We start from the raw sequence: 16,317 nt of genomic DNA, 5'->3' as shown, positions 1-16,317 counted from the left end.
TTCCTAGGCCCGCGGCTCCAGGTAGCGCTGGAGGTGGTGGAGGCGGGTGCGGTGGTCGGGGTGGCTGGAGAGCAGCCGCGACAGTACGCCGCCGTCCGCGGAGGCCGGTGTCTCCTCGGCCAGTACGTCGTGCAGCATCCGGGAGAGCATCGGAGCGAAGCCCAGTGCGGCTGCGTGCCCGTCGGCGCGGAGTTCGGCGCGGCGGCCGACGGCAGCGGCCAAGTAGGGCAGCGCGAGCAGGAGCAGCGGCAGGCCGTAGGTCAGGGTCAGGGTGGCGAAGGTGATCCACCCGAAGAGGACGATCAGGATGCCCGCGGCCGCGTACGAGAAGCCGCTCGCGATGCGGATCAGCCTGATCGTGCCCGCGGCCAGGCCCAGCCAGGCCAGCCGGCCCGGGAGCGCGTACCACCAGCTGAGAAGCCCTGTCCACGCGTGCCCGGCGGTGTGATGGCCCAGCTCGTGGGCGAGTACCGCGGCCAGCTGCGCCTCGGGTAGGCGTTCCAGGGCGCGCCGGGTGACGGCGACGATGTGCCCGGCGGCGGCGAGGGCGTTCAGGTCGTCGCTGTCCTCGATCCACAGCTCATAGCGGGTGCCGTCCACCCCGGCACGGGCGGTGACCTCGCGCCACACGGGGGCGAGCACGGCCAGCTCGGAAGGGAGCGGGTGCTGGAGCCGGAGCAGGTGGCGGGCGAGCAAGCGCTCGCTGGGGCGGTGGAACGTGAGGGCGCCGGAAGCGAGCCACAGCGCGGTCGGCACCCAGGCCGGCAGCCCGTTCCAGGCCTCCAGCAGCATGGCCGTGCCCAGTACGACGAGCAGGCTCAACAGGAAACCGGGCAGGTGCAGGGCGAGCCGGCCGAGGGCGGTGGCGTCCGTGGTGCGCTGCCGGGAGCGGTAATGGACGCGGGTCCCCGGTGGGTGGCGGTAGCCGAGGTCGTCATGGTCGGGCCGGGGCTGCTGGGGGACGTGCGCGGGCGCGGGCGGCGGGGCCTCCGGGTAGCGGGGGTACGCGGGCGGCGGACCGTGTGACTCGGCGGGCTCGGTCACGGTGCCTGCTCCGGGTCGACGGGCGGATGGGGGCGGCGTCCGTAGCCGGGAGGCAGCTCGGGGAGCTCCGGGGTGGGCAGTGTGGCAGGGGAACGGGGCGCGAGCGCTTCGTTGATCTGCTCGATCATGAGCTGCCGGGTGCGGTCCAGTTCGTGGGCTTCACCGCCGTCCGGGCCCAGCAGTGTCTTGACCTGGTCGAGCTGTGAGCGGAGGAGCGCTAGGTGGTGCTCCTCCATGCTGTCCAGTGCGAGCCGGGTGTCCTCGGGGTGCCGGGCCAGATGCAGGGCCCAGGCCTGAACGCCGCCCCGGGCGAAGTGCTGCTGGTAGAAGGCGATCTTCTGGGCCTCGTACCGCTGGAGCTCCAGCTCGTGGCGGGCGGCCTGGAGGCGCCGCTCGAGGGTGAGCGCGCTGACTGCGGCAGTCCGCCTCTGGGCTCTGTCGGAGCGCGCCCACGGCTCGATGATCAGAGCCATCGCGGACGGGAGGTCCGTGCACGCGAGTACGGCGGCGGTGGCCGCGGCGCGGGTGCGTACCAAGGGGCGCCCGTCGTCAGCGAGCCCGTTCAGCCAGTTCACCAGTGCGGGTCGGGCGGCGGGATGGCCGGTCCATACCTCGGGCAGCAGGACGAGAGCCGTCCGGTCGTCCTGGAAGGCGGCCTTCAGCTGGGTGACCTCGCCCCACTCCGTCTCCTCCCGTTCCGGGTACGTGGCCGCCCGGGCGAGCTGGAGCCGTTTGCCGATGTGGGTGCTGAACACGGGGATGGTCTCGGACCGCTTGGGGTCTCCGACCCGCTGGAGCTGGGAGTACAGCAGGTCGCTGAGCTCGGCCGTCAAGGCGTACGGCCCTCCGTCGAAGGCGGCCAGGGCGATCAGGAAGGCCTTTTCCCGCAGATGGACGATCTCCTCGGACTCCGCGAACCATTCGCGCACCTGGTGCTTCAGCGCGCGCAGGGAGTAATCGGTCAACTGCTTCTCGCCGCACTGGCCCACTGCGTACTGGCGCAACTCGGTTGCGTACCCGACGACCTCGCGGAGCTGGTGGTCGCGGGAGAGGAATTCGCCGACGGCTGGCAGGGCGAGCAGACGGGAGGTGGCATCGGCTCCGATGTCCACGGTCAACCGGGCGGCCAGAACGGCCCTCTGGCCGGGGGGTTCCCAGGCCTCCGGGCGGATGGCGTCCTCCAGGTACGCCCCCACACCCGTGGTGATCACCAGATGGGTCTTCCGTTCCTGCATGAGGTCGCGCAGGGCGTTGAACTGGGCCTCGCGCAGGGGGTCGTCCCGGCTGGTGGTCAGGTCGCACAGCACGTAGCCGGCCGCCTTCCCGGGTGTGCCGAACAGGCCCGTCAGGTTCCGCGGGGTCGTGGTGCTGTCCAGGGCGTGCACCGGGGTGGCGCCCACGGAGCGGAGGAGCATCAGCGCGGCGGCCCGGCGCCCGGTGAAGGGCGTACCCGTGAGGACGAGGACCTGCTCCTTCAAGAGGCGGTCACGCAGCTGCGCGAAACGGGTGCCCTCGTCGACGAAGACACCGGACAGCCGGTCGAGGTGGGAAGGCGATATCTCCCCCGAGGCGGGGGTGCCGCTGCCGAACCCGCCGAAGCTGTAGTGGATCTCGGTCGTGACGTTGCCGATGATCCGGTCGGCGACGACGCCGTGGTTGGTGCCGTCGAACGCCATCGACTTCGGCGCGTGGGCGTGCAGCTCGCGACGGGTGGCCCAGGGCTGCTGGGCCTCCTCCTCGGTCTTCCTCCCCTGTTCGGCCGCGCCCCCGTCTACCGCCGGTGCCTGTTCGGGCTCCTCGGCGGGGTCGGCCGGCTGGTCCGGCTGATCGCTCACCGGCGGTCACCGAAGATGATGTCGCCGTGGACCACTTCGGCACGGACCGCGTTGCCGTCGATGCGACCGGCGACGATTCCGTCGTTGACGCCCTGGAAGCGGATTCCGGCGGCGTCCGGTCGGTCTTCTCCGACGGCCTCCGCCTCCGCTCCCGCTCGTCCGGGCGCTCCGGAGTCCTTGGCGGCGGGGGCCGCGACCGGCGCGGCGACCGTTCCCGAGGGGAGGGGGCCGTACAGCCACGCCTGTAGCGGGCCGTTCTTGCTGGGCATGGTGATCTCGCGGAACTCTTCCGCCGGGACACCGGTGTGGCCGTGCCGCACGATTCCGGAGTGGACCGACCGGGAAACACAGAGGGCGTAGTCGTCCGTCCGCTCGCGCAGCGCCGCACGCAGGGGTTCGCCGTCCAGGAGCCGGCAGGCCTCGTTGAGGTCGGTGCCCACCCACCCGTCGAATTCGTCGATCACCACGATTCCCGTCGCGAGCACCACGCGCAGCCGGATCTGGGCCGAGTCGGCCGCCAGCCGGTTCACCGCGTGGAGCTGGGCCGGGATCTCCGTCAGCAGGGCGCGCAGCAAGACGTTGAGGGGAACGTGCGGGTCGATCAGCTCCATGACCGCGTCGCCCCGGTCGGCGCGCAGCCGTAACGTCTGGTCGATCCCGGCGGCCAGCAAGGTCCGGTCGACGACGTCGTACAGCATCCGGCGCAGGTAGGCCTGCTGGACGTCGTCGCGGTCGCTGAACCGCTCCGTGTCGACGAGGAGGAAGGTGCGGGGGACGGGGTCGCTCATGATCGCCTCTCGTGGTGGGTTCCTGCCCTTGCGGCAGGGATGGCAAGAGATTGGCGCAGGCGGGCGCCCCGCCGAGAGGGCGGATGACACACCCGGAGTGTGACGGGCCGCACTGAAGGGGACGGTTCAGCTCCCGCCCTGGGCCTGCGCGATCCGGCGCAGTACGTCCGGCCGTGCGATCACCGTCGTGCGGCGGCCCGTGATGACGACCCCGCGGTCGCGCAGGTGCTTCAGCTCGCGCTGGACCATCTCGCGGGAGGCCCCGATGGCTCCACCGATCTCCTGCTTGCTGAGGGGGACGGTGATCTCGATCCCGCCCTCGGTGCGCCGTCCGTGGGTCCGTGCCAGGTCCTGGAGGAGCACGGCCAGCCGCTCGCGCACGCTCAGCGAGGCGAACTCCAGCCGCCTCCGGTCGCCGGCGCGTGCGCGGTCCGCGGTGAGGGCCAGGAGCTGGAAGGCGGCGGAGGGGACGCGGGCGAGGAAGGCCCGGAAGCGCTCGGGGTCGACGGCCACGGCGCGTACCGGTTCGAGTGCGGTCACGGTGGCGGAGCGGGCGCGGCGTGTGACGGCGGCGGATTCGCCGACGATGTCGCCCGGGCCGCGCAGGGCGAGCAGGGCCTCCTTGCCGTTCGCGGCGGAGGCGGTGACCTTGGTCCAGCCGTGGAGGATCAGCAGGACGTGGGCGGCGGGTTCGTTCTGGTGGATGAGGTGCGCGCGGGGTGCGAACGTCAGCTCGCGGCCCAGCGCCCGTAACGCGGCGCCGTCCTCGTCCTCCAGGCGGGCCAGGAAGGGGACCCGGTCGTCCAGCCCTCCGTCGCCCGCCACGTGCTCCACCGCCATGCCCGCCCCCCGGTTGTCAGGGCGGTCAATGTACTGGCCGGCGGGGACGCGCGGCGGTGGATCAGCGGATTTCCCGGCGGCGCCTGAGGTAGGTGGTTGTGGTGACCGAGGTCAGGGTGAGGAGGGACAGGGCGGCGGCTGCGAGGCCCGGGGTGAGGCCCTTCGGGGTGAAGGTGCAGGAGAGGCTGCGCGTGTCCGGGGTGACGGGGACGGCGAGGAGGCCGTGGAAGTCGCGGATCGGGGCCGAGCACTGCCAGCCGGGGACGTTCGTCACCGCCAGGACGGCGGTGCCGGTGGTGTTCGGAGGGAGGGTGGCTTCGAGGGTGTGGCCGCCGACGCGGACCGATGTGGCACCCGTGGCGGTGAGGCGCTCGACCGCCCCGTCGAGGGCGGGGCGGTCCAGGCAGCCGATGGGGTTCGGGCCGGCCGTGGCGTTCTCCGTGCGGGTTTCCACCGTCGCGGTGACCTCGCCCGAGGCGGGGACCGGGCCCAGGGGGACGACGCCCGTCATGCGGTCCATCAGGGGGAGCGCGGAGTCCGCCGTACGGAGGGTGCCGTACAGGGTGGGGGAGAACCAGTACGCCTCGGAGCCCGGGGTGCACCGGGCCGCGTACGTCTGGGTGGTGGGGGTGCCCGTCCGGGTGGTCCGCGGGACCTCGTACACCGTGGCGCCCAGGACGTCCTCCTGGTGGGCGTAGACCGAGCCGGCGGGGTTGGGGGAGGTGTACGGGGCGGTGCGGAGTGTGACCAGGGGAGGGGCGGCCTGCTTCGTGGCCGTCCAGGTGCCGGGGGCGGTGCCGGGGCGGACGCGGGCGCCGATCGAGAAGATCGCGTCGAGCACCGGGTTGTCGGCGCCGAAGAAGGTCCGGCCGTCGTTCTTGAAGCCGTAGCCGAGGGGTTCCAGGGCCTGGTAGGTGACTTCGGGGAGGTAGCTGCTGTAGTACTGCGGGCCCTCCGCCCGGAGGGCGAGGGCGTCGTTGTACGAGGTCTGCGGCGCGCCCGAGTCCGTCCGGTAGGCGGGCCAGCCGTCCACGTTCCGGACCGCTTCGAAGTGGTTCGTGATCGAGCGGTTCGAGGTCGGGACGGGAGCGGCCCAGCGCTCGCGGGAGCGGCGGGCGTCCGCGTTGGCCGCCGCGACGGTCGATTCGGCGAAGACCACGCCGATCATGAGGAGGGCCGCGAGGGGGAGCACCGCGCGGTGCTTCTCCGCCCGGGTCAGGAGGACGAGGGCCAGCAGCGAGGCCGCGCCGCCCGCGAGGACGGCCGGCCAGGTCCAGCCGCCGAAGTCGTCGGTGTGGCGGAGTACGAAGGCGGCCAGGAGGAGCAGGGCCGCCGACAGGGCCAGGTGCAGGGGGCGGGGGCGGTTGGCCAGCGCGAGCCAGGCCAGGATGACGACCATCCCGCTGAACACGAACGCCTCGCGGTACGGGTTGCCGTTCGGCACCGCCAGGCCGTGCCACAGGTACTGCGTCGGGGGGAACTGGAAGGAGGCCAGGACCAGGAGCGTGGCCGCCGCCCAGACCAGGCGGGTACGGGCCGCGATGCGGCTGTTCAGGAGGAAGCTGCCCGCCAGGATCAGGCCCAGGGAGGCCACGTACAGCCGCGGACGGCCGCCCCACAGGTGGGTGGCCGGGAGCATGCCGGAGAGGAAGACCTCGATCCGGACGGGGTCGAAGGCGCCGGCCTTGGTGGGCTGCGCCGCCCCGCTGGACAGGAACGACGGCAGCAGGAGGGGGAGGGTGAGGAGGATGCCGGCCGCGGCGGCGGTGGCCGCGCGCCACAGGGCGCGGAGGCGCTGCGCGCCGGTCATGTCCAGGGTGATCAGGCGGATCGCCAGCAGTACGCAGGCCGCCATCGTGGCCATCATGGCGGTGTAGAAGTTGCCGAACCAGGCGAGGGCGACCAGCAGTGCCGCCCCGGGCCAGCGGCGCCCCTCCAGGCACCACTCGACGGCGATGCCGAGCAGCGGGAGCGCCACCAGGCCCCACAGCCACATGGGGATGTACGAGGCGTCGCTCAGCGCCCACCCGCACAGCCCGTACGTCGCCCCGAGCACCCCGCGCTGCCACCACGGACCGGGGTGCAGCCTGCCGAGGTAGACGGCCATCAGGGCGGCGGCCGTGCCCATGGTGACCGGGGTGATCACGAAGACGGCGAGGTCGACGTGCTCGCGCGGGACCAGCACGGCCAGCCAGGAGAACGGATTGCCGAGGTAGGTGTAGTAGTCGGACAGGAACTGTTGTCCGAAGCCTCCCCGCCAGGTGAACAGCAGGTCGCCGGCGGCCTGGTCGTGGACCAGGTCCCACAGGGCTCGGTGGAAGGGGACGTACTGGTTGGCCTGGTCGTTGATGGCCCGGCCCTTGTCCCCGAAGGGGAAGGTGCCCCGCGCCGCCCAGGCCGCGCAGAAGGCGCCCGAGGTGACGAGGAAGGCCAGCAGGGGGCCGTACAGCCGGGAGAGTGCGGCGCGCCGTCGTGACGAGGGGGTTCGGCCGCCGTCGGGGGGCGGGTTCTCCGCCGTCTTCGGCTCCGGTGTGACCGTCCCCAATGTCCTGCTCCTGGCGCTCGTACGTTTTGGGCTGTCTCGCTGGGATTCGCTGGGCAGTGTAGTTCGCCCTCCGTTTACCACGGCCGTGCGCGTCCCGCGCGGCCACCCCGGCCAGGGCCGCCCCGCCCGTGCGGCGTCTGAGCTGTGCGGTCGTCGCGGAGGGGGCGGGGAGGCTCATGTTTTGACCGGAGTGGATGCGGTGGGTACGCTCAGACCTTGTGCCTGGGGTGTGCCTGGGCTCCCGTGCGTGTCCATCAACCGCACGCGAGAGTCAACGGCCACCGCGATCCATGCGTTCTTCCGCGCTTGCGGAGGGGTCCGCCGGATCCGACACACCCGACCGCGTGGGTCGGCAAAGTTCCAGGTTAGCTTCACTACACGGCACACAGAAACCGGAGAAGTAGTGCCTACGATCCAGCAGCTGGTCCGTAAGGGCCGGCAGGACAAGGTCGAGAAGACAAAGACCCCCGCGCTCGAGGCCTCGCCCCAGCGTCGCGGCGTCTGCACGCGTGTGTTCACGACCACCCCGAAGAAGCCGAACTCGGCGCTCCGTAAGGTCGCGCGTGTGCGTCTGACCTCCGGCATCGAGGTCACCGCTTACATTCCGGGTGAGGGACACAACCTGCAGGAGCACTCCATCGTGCTCGTGCGTGGTGGCCGTGTGAAGGACCTGCCGGGTGTTCGTTACAAGATCATCCGCGGTGCGCTTGACACCCAGGCTGTCAAGAACCGCAAGCAGGCCCGCAGCCGCTACGGCGCCAAGAAGGAGAAGTAAGAATGCCTCGTAAGGGCCCCGCCCCGAAGCGCCCGGTCATCATCGACCCGGTCTACGCATCTCCTCTGGTGACCTCGCTCATCAACAAGATCCTGCTGAACGGCAAGCGCTCCACCGCCGAGCGCATCGTCTACGGCGCCATGGAAGGCCTCCGCGAGAAGACCGGCAACGACCCGGTCATCACGCTGAAGCGCGCGCTGGAGAACGTCAAGCCGTCCCTCGAGGTCAAGTCCCGCCGTGTCGGTGGCGCGACCTACCAGGTCCCCGTCGAGGTCAAGCCGGGTCGCCAGTCGACCCTGGCCCTCCGCTGGCTCGTGGGTTACTCCCGCGCCCGCCGTGAGAAGACCATGACCGAGCGCCTGATGAACGAGCTGCTCGACGCCTCGAACGGTCTTGGCGCTGCCGTCAAGAAGCGTGAGGACACGCACAAGATGGCCGAGTCCAACAAGGCCTTCGCGCACTACCGCTGGTAGTCCCAACCCACATCGAGACCGAGAGAAGACTGAGCCGATATGGCTACCACTTCGCTTGACCTGGCCAAGGTGCGCAACATCGGCATCATGGCCCACATCGACGCGGGCAAGACGACCACCACCGAGCGCATCCTGTTCTACACCGGTGTGTCGTACAAGATCGGTGAGGTCCACGACGGCGCCGCCACGATGGACTGGATGGAGCAGGAGCAGGAGCGTGGTATCACCATCACGTCTGCCGCCACCACCTGCCACTGGCCGCTCGAAGATGTTGACCACACCATCAACATCATCGACACCCCGGGTCACGTCGACTTCACCGTCGAGGTGGAGCGTTCGCTCCGCGTCCTCGACGGCGCCGTCACCGTGTTCGACGGTGTGGCCGGCGTAGAGCCGCAGTCCGAGACCGTTTGGCGTCAGGCGGACCGCTACGGCGTCCCGCGCATCTGCTTCGTCAACAAGCTCGACCGCACCGGCGCCGAGTTCATGCGCTGCGTCGACATGATCAAGGACCGCCTCGGTGCGGTTCCGATCGTCATGCAGCTCCCGATCGGTGCCGAGGCCGACTTCCAGGGTGTCGTCGACCTCGTCCGCATGAAGGCTCTCGTGTGGTCCGCCGAGGCCACCAAGGGCGAGATGTACGACGTCGTCGACATCCCGGCCTCGCACGCCGAGCTCGCCGAGGAATGGCGCGGCAAGCTCGTCGAGCAGGTCGCCGAGAACGACGAAGAGATGATGGAGCTCTTCCTCGAGGGCGAAGAGCCCTCCGAGGAGCAGCTGCACGCCGCCGTGCGTCGCATCATCCTCGGCTCCGGCAAGGGCAAGGGCGAGCCCACGATCACCGCGGTGTTCTGCGGTACGGCGTTCAAGAACAAGGGCGTCCAGCCCCTGCTCGACGCCGTCGTGCGCTACCTCCCGTCGCCGCTCGACATCGAGGCCATCGAGGGCCACGACGTCAAGGACGCCGAGCTCGTCGTGAAGCGCAAGCCGTCGGACGAGGAGCCCCTCGCCGCGCTCGCGTTCAAGATCATGAGCGACCCGCACCTCGGCAAGCTCACCTTCGTCCGGGTTTACTCGGGCCGCCTGGAGGCCGGCACCGCGGTGCTGAACTCCGTCAAGGGCAAGAAGGAGCGCATCGGCAAGATCTACCGCATGCACGCGAACAAGCGTGAGGAGATCGACGCGGTGGGCGCCGGCGACATCGTCGCCGTCATGGGCCTGAAGCAGACCACCACCGGTGAGACGCTGTGTGACGACAAGGCGCCCGTGATCCTGGAGTCCATGGACTTCCCGGCTCCGGTCATCCAGGTCGCCATCGAGCCCGCCTCCAAGGGCGACCAGGAGAAGCTGGGTGTCGCCATCCAGCGTCTCGCGGAAGAGGACCCGTCGTTCCACGTCCACTCGGACGAGGAGACCGGCCAGACCATCCTCGGCGGTATGGGCGAGCTGCACCTCGAGGTGCTGGTCGACCGTATGAAGCGCGAGTTCAAGGTCGTCGCCAACGTCGGCAAGCCGCAGGTCGCGTACCGCGAGACGATCCGCAAGGCCGTCGAGCGTCACGACTACACCCACAAGAAGCAGACCGGTGGTACCGGTCAGTTCGCCAAGGTGCAGATCGCGATCGAGCCGATCACGGACGCCGATGGTCCGGCGTACGAGTTCGTCAACAAGGTCACCGGTGGCCGCGTGCCGAAGGAGTACATCCCTTCGGTCGACGCCGGTGCGCAGGAAGCCATGCAGTTCGGCATCCTGGCCGGCTACGAGATGACTGGCGTCCGCGTCACGCTTCTCGACGGTGGCTACCACGAGGTCGACTCCTCCGAGCTCGCCTTCAAGATCGCCGGTTCGCAGGCCTTCAAGGAGGCCGCGCGCAAGGCTTCTCCCGTGCTCCTCGAGCCGATGATGGCCGTCGAGGTCACCACGCCGGAGGAGTCCATGGGCGACGTCATCGGTGACATCAACTCCCGCCGTGGCCAGATCCAGGCCATGGAGGACCGTCACGGAGCCAAGATCGTCAAGGGCCTCGTGCCGCTTTCGGAGATGTTCGGCTACGTCGGAGACCTCCGCAGCAAGACCTCGGGTCGCGCCAGCTACTCGATGCAGTTCGACTCCTACGCCGAGGTTCCCCGGAACGTCGCCGAGGAGATCATCGCGAAGGCCAAGGGCGAGTAACTCTTCCGAGTACACGCTTTAGGCTTGTCACCGGAGCCTCTGGGGCAACAGGAGCAAATCTCTCGTTGCCCCGGGGAACCCGGCTTTCCAGCAAAGATCACCTGGCGCCGATCTGTAAGGCGTACAGAACCACTCTCCAGGAGGACCCCCGTGGCGAAGGCGAAGTTCGAGCGGACTAAGCCGCACGTCAACATCGGCACCATCGGTCACATTGACCACGGTAAGACGACCCTCACGGCCGCCATTACCAAGGTGCTGCACGACGCGTACCCGGACCTGAACGAGGCCTCGGCCTTCGACCAGATCGACAAGGCTCCTGAGGAGCGCCAGCGCGGTATCACCATCTCCATCGCGCACGTCGAGTACCAGACCGAGGCGCGTCACTACGCCCACGTCGACTGCCCGGGTCACGCGGACTACATCAAGAACATGATCACCGGTGCCGCGCAGATGGACGGCGCCATCCTCGTGGTCGCCGCCACCGACGGCCCGATGCCGCAGACCAAGGAGCACGTGCTCCTGGCCCGCCAGGTCGGCGTTCCGTACATCGTCGTCGCCCTGAACAAGGCCGACATGGTGGACGACGAGGAGATCCTGGAGCTCGTCGAGCTCGAGGTCCGTGAGCTGCTCTCCGAGTACGACTTCCCGGGCGACGACCTTCCGGTCGTCCAGGTCTCCGCGCTCAAGGCGCTCGAGGGCGACAAGGAGTGGGGCGAGAAGCTCCTCGGCCTCATGAAGGCCGTCGACGAGTCGATCCCGACCCCGCCGCGTGACACCGACAAGCCGTTCCTGATGCCCGTCGAGGACGTCTTCACGATCACCGGTCGTGGCACCGTCGTCACCGGTCGCATCGAGCGTGGTGTCCTCAAGGTCAACGAGACCGTCGACATCATCGGCATCAAGACCGAGAAGACCACCACCACGGTCACCGGCATCGAGATGTTCCGCAAGCTGCTCGACGAGGGCCAGGCCGGTGAGAACGTCGGTCTGCTCCTCCGTGGCATCAAGCGCGAGGACGTCGAGCGCGGCCAGGTCATCATCAAGCCCGGTTCGGTCACGCCGCACACCGAGTTCGAGGCCGCCGCGTACATCCTGTCGAAGGACGAGGGTGGCCGTCACACCCCGTTCTTCAACAACTACCGCCCGCAGTTCTACTTCCGTACCACGGACGTGACCGGCGTCGTGACCCTCCCCGAGGGCACCGAGATGGTCATGCCGGGCGACAACACCGACATGACGGTCGCGCTGATCCAGCCGGTCGCCATGGAGGAGGGCCTGAAGTTCGCCATCCGTGAGGGTGGTCGCACCGTCGGCGCCGGCCAGGTCACCAAGATCACGAAGTAATTCGTGCTCTGACCTGGTAGCTCGCAGCAGCGGGCACCATGTTTGACGCGAGGGCCCCTTTCCCACCGCTCCGGCGGTGGGGGAGGGGCCCTTCGCCGTACCCCCTGTAAGGGCCGCGTAAAGACCGTGTGAGAGGCTCCGCAGCAGCACGAACGGGCGATCGACCAGGGTGGGAAGCGCATGGGACAGCAGGGCGGCGGCAGACACGACGAGCCGCAGGGGTGGCGGACCGGGCCGGCGTGGCAGGAGACGGGGGGCCGCGGCCGGGGCCGGCGGCGCCTGAAGGCCGCGGCGGCGCTCGTCGCCATCGGGGCGGCCGCGCTGATCGTCGTACGGCCGGAACTGGTCATCGACAAGGTGACGGGGAAGGCGGAAGCCCGCGAGGCGGCCGCCGGGGCCCCGCCGCTGCCCGCCGAGTCGGTACGCCCGACCGCGGCCCCGGAGGCCGCGTACCCGGACCGTCCGACCCTGAAGGAGCCCTTCCGCGGCTCGCCGGCCGCCCAGTGGGCCGATGGCGCCGCCGGGATCGAGGTGCCGGAGGCGACGGCCGTCGGAGGCATGTCCCGGGAGGCGGTGGCCGACGCGCTGGCGAAGGCGAGGCAGTTCCTGGTCGCGGCCAACCTGGAGCCGGCCACCCTGCGGGGGGAGCGCCCGCAGGCCGCGACGGCCCTGCTGGACCCGAAGGACGAGAAGACCCGGACGGCGATGGCGAAGGCCTTCGAGAAGCCGGGCCGGGACCAGGACCCGCTGGACTGGTTCACCCGCTACGACCCGGCCGAGCTCAAGCCGGCCGGCGACGTGGTCAAGGTCCGGGGCCGGATGTGGGTGGAGGCCGGCGAGGAGTCCGGGCAGGCCCACGTGCGGGCGGACTACTCGTTCGTCTACCCCTTCACGAAGCTCGGGGGAAACCCGGAGGACGTCGCGCGCACCATCGTCCGCCGCGACTTCACCTTCTCGATCGCGGACCCCGACAAGTGGGAGGGCACCGCCGGCAAGCTGTGGCTCTTCCAGATCAACCGGGACATCGCCAACAGCTCCTGCGACCGCTTCGACGGGTACCTGCACCCGTCGTTCTCCTCGGACCCCGACAACGGTGGAACGGATCCCTCCGGGCCGCCGGTGGACCCGTACGACCGCAGCAAGGGCATCGCGGTCGAGGGCCAGGAGGGCTGCGGGACGGTGTCCCGGACGTGATCAGCGGTCCGGCCTGCGGGAACCCCGCCCGGCGGAGGGTGCGGCGCGGTTTGACGTGTCCGCGCGGCGGGGTATTCTCTTCGGCCCGATTGGCCAGGTACGTGTCTCGTATGGCAGACTACTCAAGTTGCTCGGCTGAGTGCCGATGCTGTGCGCCTCCCGCCGGGAGGACCGGAAGCGAGTCCCACAGTACTCGTCGTCCTTAATCTGCCTTTCGGGGCAGCAATGAGGACGGACGTACGGGAATCTTCTGGGAAGTGTCAGCACGGTGCCCACCAGGCGCCCGGTGGGTGTTTCTCCCCCGAGACGCGGTCAGGACCGCATCCCCTTGGACGAGGGAATTTCCGTATGGGAATTTTCTGTAGAGGGTGTGCGACACGCCCGACCGCGTGGGTCGGAGAGAAGCCGCGGAACCCCGTTTCGCAGCCGCCCGGGAGCCAGAGCGTTTCCACACAGAGACAGGACTACGGAGTAGCCATGGCGGGACAGAAGATCCGCATCCGGCTCAAGGCCTACGACCACGAGGTCATCGACTCCTCGGCGAAGAAGATCGTCGAGACGGTGACCCGCACTGGTGCGTCGGTCGCGGGCCCGGTGCCGCTGCCCACTGAGAAGAACGTGTACTGCGTCATCAAGTCGCCGCACAAGTACAAGGACTCGCGCGAGCACTTCGAGATGCGCACGCACAAGCGCCTGATCGACATCCTCGACCCGACGCCCAAGACCGTTGACTCGCTGATGCGCCTGGACCTTCCGGCCGGCGTTGACATCGAGATCAAGCTCTGAGAGGCGTCGAGAAGATGGCAAAGCAGATCAAGGGCGTCCTGGGCGAGAAGCTCGGCATGACCCAGGTCTGGGACGAGAACAACCGTGTCGTCCCGGTGACCGTCGTCAAGGCCGGACCCTGCGTCGTGACCCAGGTCCGTACGAACGACATCGACGGCTACGAGTCGGTCCAGATCGCCTTCGGCGAGATCGACCCGCGCAAGGTGAACAAGCCCCTCAAGGGCCACTTCGCCAAGGCCGACGTGACCCCCCGCCGCCACCTGGTGGAGCTCCGCACCTCCGACGCCAGCGAGTACACGCTCGGCCAGGAGATCACTGCCGAGGTGTTCGAGTCCGGCGTCAAGGTTGACGTCACGGGCAACAGCAAGGGCAAGGGCTTCGCCGGTGTCATGAAGCGGCACAACTTCCGGGGCCTCGGCGCCGGTCACGGTGTGCAGCGCAAGCACCGCTCCCCCGGTTCGATCGGTGGCTGCGCCACCCCTGGGCGTGTCTTCAAGGGCATGCGCATGGCCGGTCGCATGGGTAACGAGCGCGTCACCACCCAGAACCTGACCATCCACGCGGTTGACGCGGAGAAGGGTCTGCTCCTCATCAAGGGCGCGGTCCCCGGTCCGAACGGCGGCCTCGTCCTGGTCCGTACCGCGGCCAAGGGGGCTTGAGGTAATGAGCACCATTGACATCCTTTCGCCGGCAGGCGACAAGGCCGGTACCGTCGAGCTCCCCGCGGAGATCTTCGACGCGAAGACCAGCGTTCCGCTGATCCACCAGGTCGTCGTCGCCCAGCTGGCAGCTGCCCGTCAGGGCACGCACAAGACCAAGACCCGTGGCGAAGTCCGTGGTGGTGGCAAGAAGCCTTACCGCCAGAAGGGCACCGGCCGCGCCCGTCAGGGTTCGACCCGCGCTCCGCAGTTCGCCGGCGGTGGCGTCGTCCACGGCCCGCAGCCGCGTGACTACTCGCAGCGGACCCCCAAGAAGATGAAGGCCGCCGCCCTCCGCGGTGCCCTCTCGGACCGTGCGCGTCACTCCCGCATCCACGTCGTCACCGGCGTGGTCGAGGGTTCCGCCTCCACGAAGGCCGCCAAGACGCTGTTCGGCAAGATCTCGGAGCGCAAGAACCTGCTCCTGGTCGCCGAGCGCTCTGACGAGCTGGCGTGGCTGTCCGCCCGCAACCTGCCCCAGGTTCACATCCTGGAGCCGGGCCAGCTGAACACGTACGACGTGATCGTCTCTGACGACGTGGTCTTCACCCAGGCCGCGCTCGAGTCCTTCGTGTCTGGCCCCAAGGCCGATGAGACCGAAGGGAACGAGGCCTGATGTCTGAGGCGACCGTTACCAGCAAGACCTTCACCGACCCGCGCGACCTGCTGATCAAGCCGGTCGTCTCGGAGAAGAGCTACGCGCTGCTGGACGAGAACAAGTACACGTTCATCGTCGCGCCCGGCGCCAACAAGACCCAGATCAAGCAGGCCGTCGAGGCGGTCTTCTCGGTCAAGGTCACCGGGGTCAACACGATCAACCGTCAGGGTAAGCGCAAGCGCACCAAGACCGGTTTCGGCAAGCGCGCCAACACCAAGCGCGCCATCGTGACCCTTGCCGAGGGCAACCGTATCGACATCTTCGGCGGCCAGGCCTCCTAACGGAGGTCTAGTCGTCCGGAATCGGACGAGGACTGAGAAATGGGTATCCGCAAGTACAAGCCGACGACCCCGGGCCGTCGTGGCTCCAGCGTCGCCGACTTTGTCGAGATCACGCGGTCCACGCCGGAGAAGTCGCTGGTTCGCCCTCTGCACAGCAAGGGCGGCCGTAACAACACCGGCCGGATCACCGTTCGCCACCAGGGTGGCGGACACAAGCGCGCCTACCGAGTGATCGACTTCCGTCGTCACGACAAGGACGGCGTGCCGGCCAAGGTCGCGCACATCGAGTACGACCCCAACCGCACCGCGCGCATCGCGCTGCTGCACTACGCCGACGGCGAGAAGCGCTACATCATCGCGCCGCGCGGCCTGCAGCAGGGTGACCGGATCGAGAACGGCCCCACGGCCGACATCAAGCCGGGCAACAACCTCGCGCTCCGCAACATCCCGGTCGGTACCACGATCCACGCGATCGAGCTCCGTCCCGGTGGCGGCGCGAAGTTCGCCCGCTCCGCTGGTGCCTCCGTGCAGCTGCTCGCGAAGGAGGGCGTGATGGCCCACCTCCGCATGCCGTCCGGTGAGATCCGTCTCGTCGACGCGCGCTGCCGCGCCACGGTCGGCGAGGTCGGCAACGCCGAGCAGTCGAACATCAACTGGGGCAAGGCCGGCCGCATGCGCTGGAAGGGCGTTCGCCCGACCGTCCGCGGTGTCGCGATGAACCCGGTTGACCACCCGCACGGTGGTGGTGAGGGCAAGACCAGCGGTGGTCGCCACCCGGTCTCCCCGTGGGGTCAGAAGGAGGGTCGTACTCGCTCGCCGAAGAAGGCTTCGAGCAAGTACATCGTCCGCCGCCGCAAGACGAACAAGAAGCGCTAGGAGCGGGT

At 69.3% G+C, this 16,317-nt stretch carries 15 protein-coding genes; 10 read left to right on the top strand and 5 right to left on the bottom strand.

Translation table 11 applies throughout. The features are described from left to right. Positions 1-3: 3 nt before the first annotated feature. From ACZ597_RS05010 to ACZ597_RS04990, 5 genes are all read right to left on the bottom strand, one after another. On the bottom strand, positions 4-1,044 hold the full coding sequence (locus tag ACZ597_RS05010) for a M48 family metalloprotease (protein WP_471324969.1): 1,041 nt from the start codon (positions 1,042-1,044) through the stop codon (positions 4-6). Next, positions 1,041-2,879 (bottom strand): hypothetical protein, encoded by a 1,839-nt coding sequence (locus ACZ597_RS05005; RefSeq protein ID WP_471324966.1) that lies wholly within the window; start codon positions 2,877-2,879, stop codon positions 1,041-1,043. The genes ACZ597_RS05010 and ACZ597_RS05005 overlap by 4 nt, the downstream gene beginning before the upstream one ends. Further along, a complete protein-coding gene (locus tag ACZ597_RS05000; RefSeq protein WP_471324963.1) occupies positions 2,876-3,667 on the bottom strand; it encodes a hypothetical protein in 792 nt (263 codons plus the stop codon). The genes ACZ597_RS05005 and ACZ597_RS05000 overlap by 4 nt, the downstream gene beginning before the upstream one ends. A gap of 126 nt (positions 3,668-3,793) precedes the next feature. After that, the gene (locus tag ACZ597_RS04995; RefSeq protein WP_471324960.1) at positions 3,794-4,507 is read right to left on the bottom strand and encodes a Crp/Fnr family transcriptional regulator; all 714 of its coding nucleotides are present in this window, start codon (positions 4,505-4,507) and stop codon (positions 3,794-3,796) included. 61 nt (positions 4,508-4,568) lie between these two features. Then, entirely contained in the window at positions 4,569-7,052 is a 2,484-nt protein-coding gene (locus ACZ597_RS04990; RefSeq protein ID WP_471324957.1) for a YfhO family protein, read from the bottom strand. Positions 7,053-7,455: 403 nt separating this feature from the next. On the opposite strand from ACZ597_RS04990, the gene rpsL reads away from it, so the two are divergent. The 10 genes from rpsL to rplB all read left to right on the top strand — a co-directional run bounded on the left by rpsL (position 7,456) and on the right by rplB (position 16,309). Continuing rightward, positions 7,456-7,827 carry a 30S ribosomal protein S12 gene (rpsL, locus tag ACZ597_RS04985; protein ID WP_007265893.1) on the top strand — a complete coding sequence of 124 codons (372 nt, stop codon included), beginning with the start codon at positions 7,456-7,458 and terminating at the stop codon, positions 7,825-7,827. A gap of 2 nt (positions 7,828-7,829) precedes the next feature. Then, complete coding sequence (rpsG, locus tag ACZ597_RS04980) at positions 7,830-8,300, top strand: 30S ribosomal protein S7 (RefSeq protein ID WP_007265894.1); 471 nt, start codon at positions 7,830-7,832, stop codon at positions 8,298-8,300. Positions 8,301-8,339: 39 nt separating this feature from the next. Continuing rightward, the gene (gene fusA, locus ACZ597_RS04975) at positions 8,340-10,472 is read left to right on the top strand and encodes an elongation factor G (protein ID WP_471324954.1); all 2,133 of its coding nucleotides are present in this window, start codon (positions 8,340-8,342) and stop codon (positions 10,470-10,472) included. Positions 10,473-10,622: 150 nt separating this feature from the next. Next, entirely contained in the window at positions 10,623-11,816 is a 1,194-nt protein-coding gene (tuf, locus tag ACZ597_RS04970; RefSeq protein WP_361606931.1) for an elongation factor Tu, read from the top strand. 180 nt (positions 11,817-11,996) lie between these two features. Next, positions 11,997-13,010, top strand: coding sequence for a hypothetical protein (locus ACZ597_RS04965; protein WP_471324951.1), 1,014 nt, complete (start codon positions 11,997-11,999; stop codon positions 13,008-13,010). Positions 13,011-13,487: 477 nt separating this feature from the next. Further along, a complete protein-coding gene (gene rpsJ / locus ACZ597_RS04960) occupies positions 13,488-13,796 on the top strand; it encodes a 30S ribosomal protein S10 (RefSeq protein ID WP_003948644.1) in 309 nt (102 codons plus the stop codon). Between the two features lie 14 nt (positions 13,797-13,810). Beyond that, the gene (rplC, locus tag ACZ597_RS04955; RefSeq protein ID WP_007265899.1) at positions 13,811-14,455 is read left to right on the top strand and encodes a 50S ribosomal protein L3; all 645 of its coding nucleotides are present in this window, start codon (positions 13,811-13,813) and stop codon (positions 14,453-14,455) included. Positions 14,456-14,459: 4 nt separating this feature from the next. Next, positions 14,460-15,110 carry a 50S ribosomal protein L4 gene (gene rplD / locus ACZ597_RS04950; RefSeq protein ID WP_401247073.1) on the top strand — a complete coding sequence of 217 codons (651 nt, stop codon included), beginning with the start codon at positions 14,460-14,462 and terminating at the stop codon, positions 15,108-15,110. Next, complete coding sequence (rplW, locus tag ACZ597_RS04945; RefSeq protein WP_007265901.1) at positions 15,110-15,433, top strand: 50S ribosomal protein L23; 324 nt, start codon at positions 15,110-15,112, stop codon at positions 15,431-15,433. Before rplD ends, rplW begins: the two co-directional genes overlap by 1 nt. 39 nt (positions 15,434-15,472) lie before the next feature. Beyond that, positions 15,473-16,309, top strand: coding sequence for a 50S ribosomal protein L2 (gene rplB, locus ACZ597_RS04940; RefSeq protein ID WP_125822122.1), 837 nt, complete (start codon positions 15,473-15,475; stop codon positions 16,307-16,309). Positions 16,310-16,317 lie beyond the last annotated feature (8 nt).

The organism is Streptomyces sp. NPDC040718 (genome assembly GCF_055593565.1).
The sequence above is the reverse complement of the archived record's forward strand: the minus strand, read 5'-3'. Positions and strand labels throughout refer to the sequence as shown.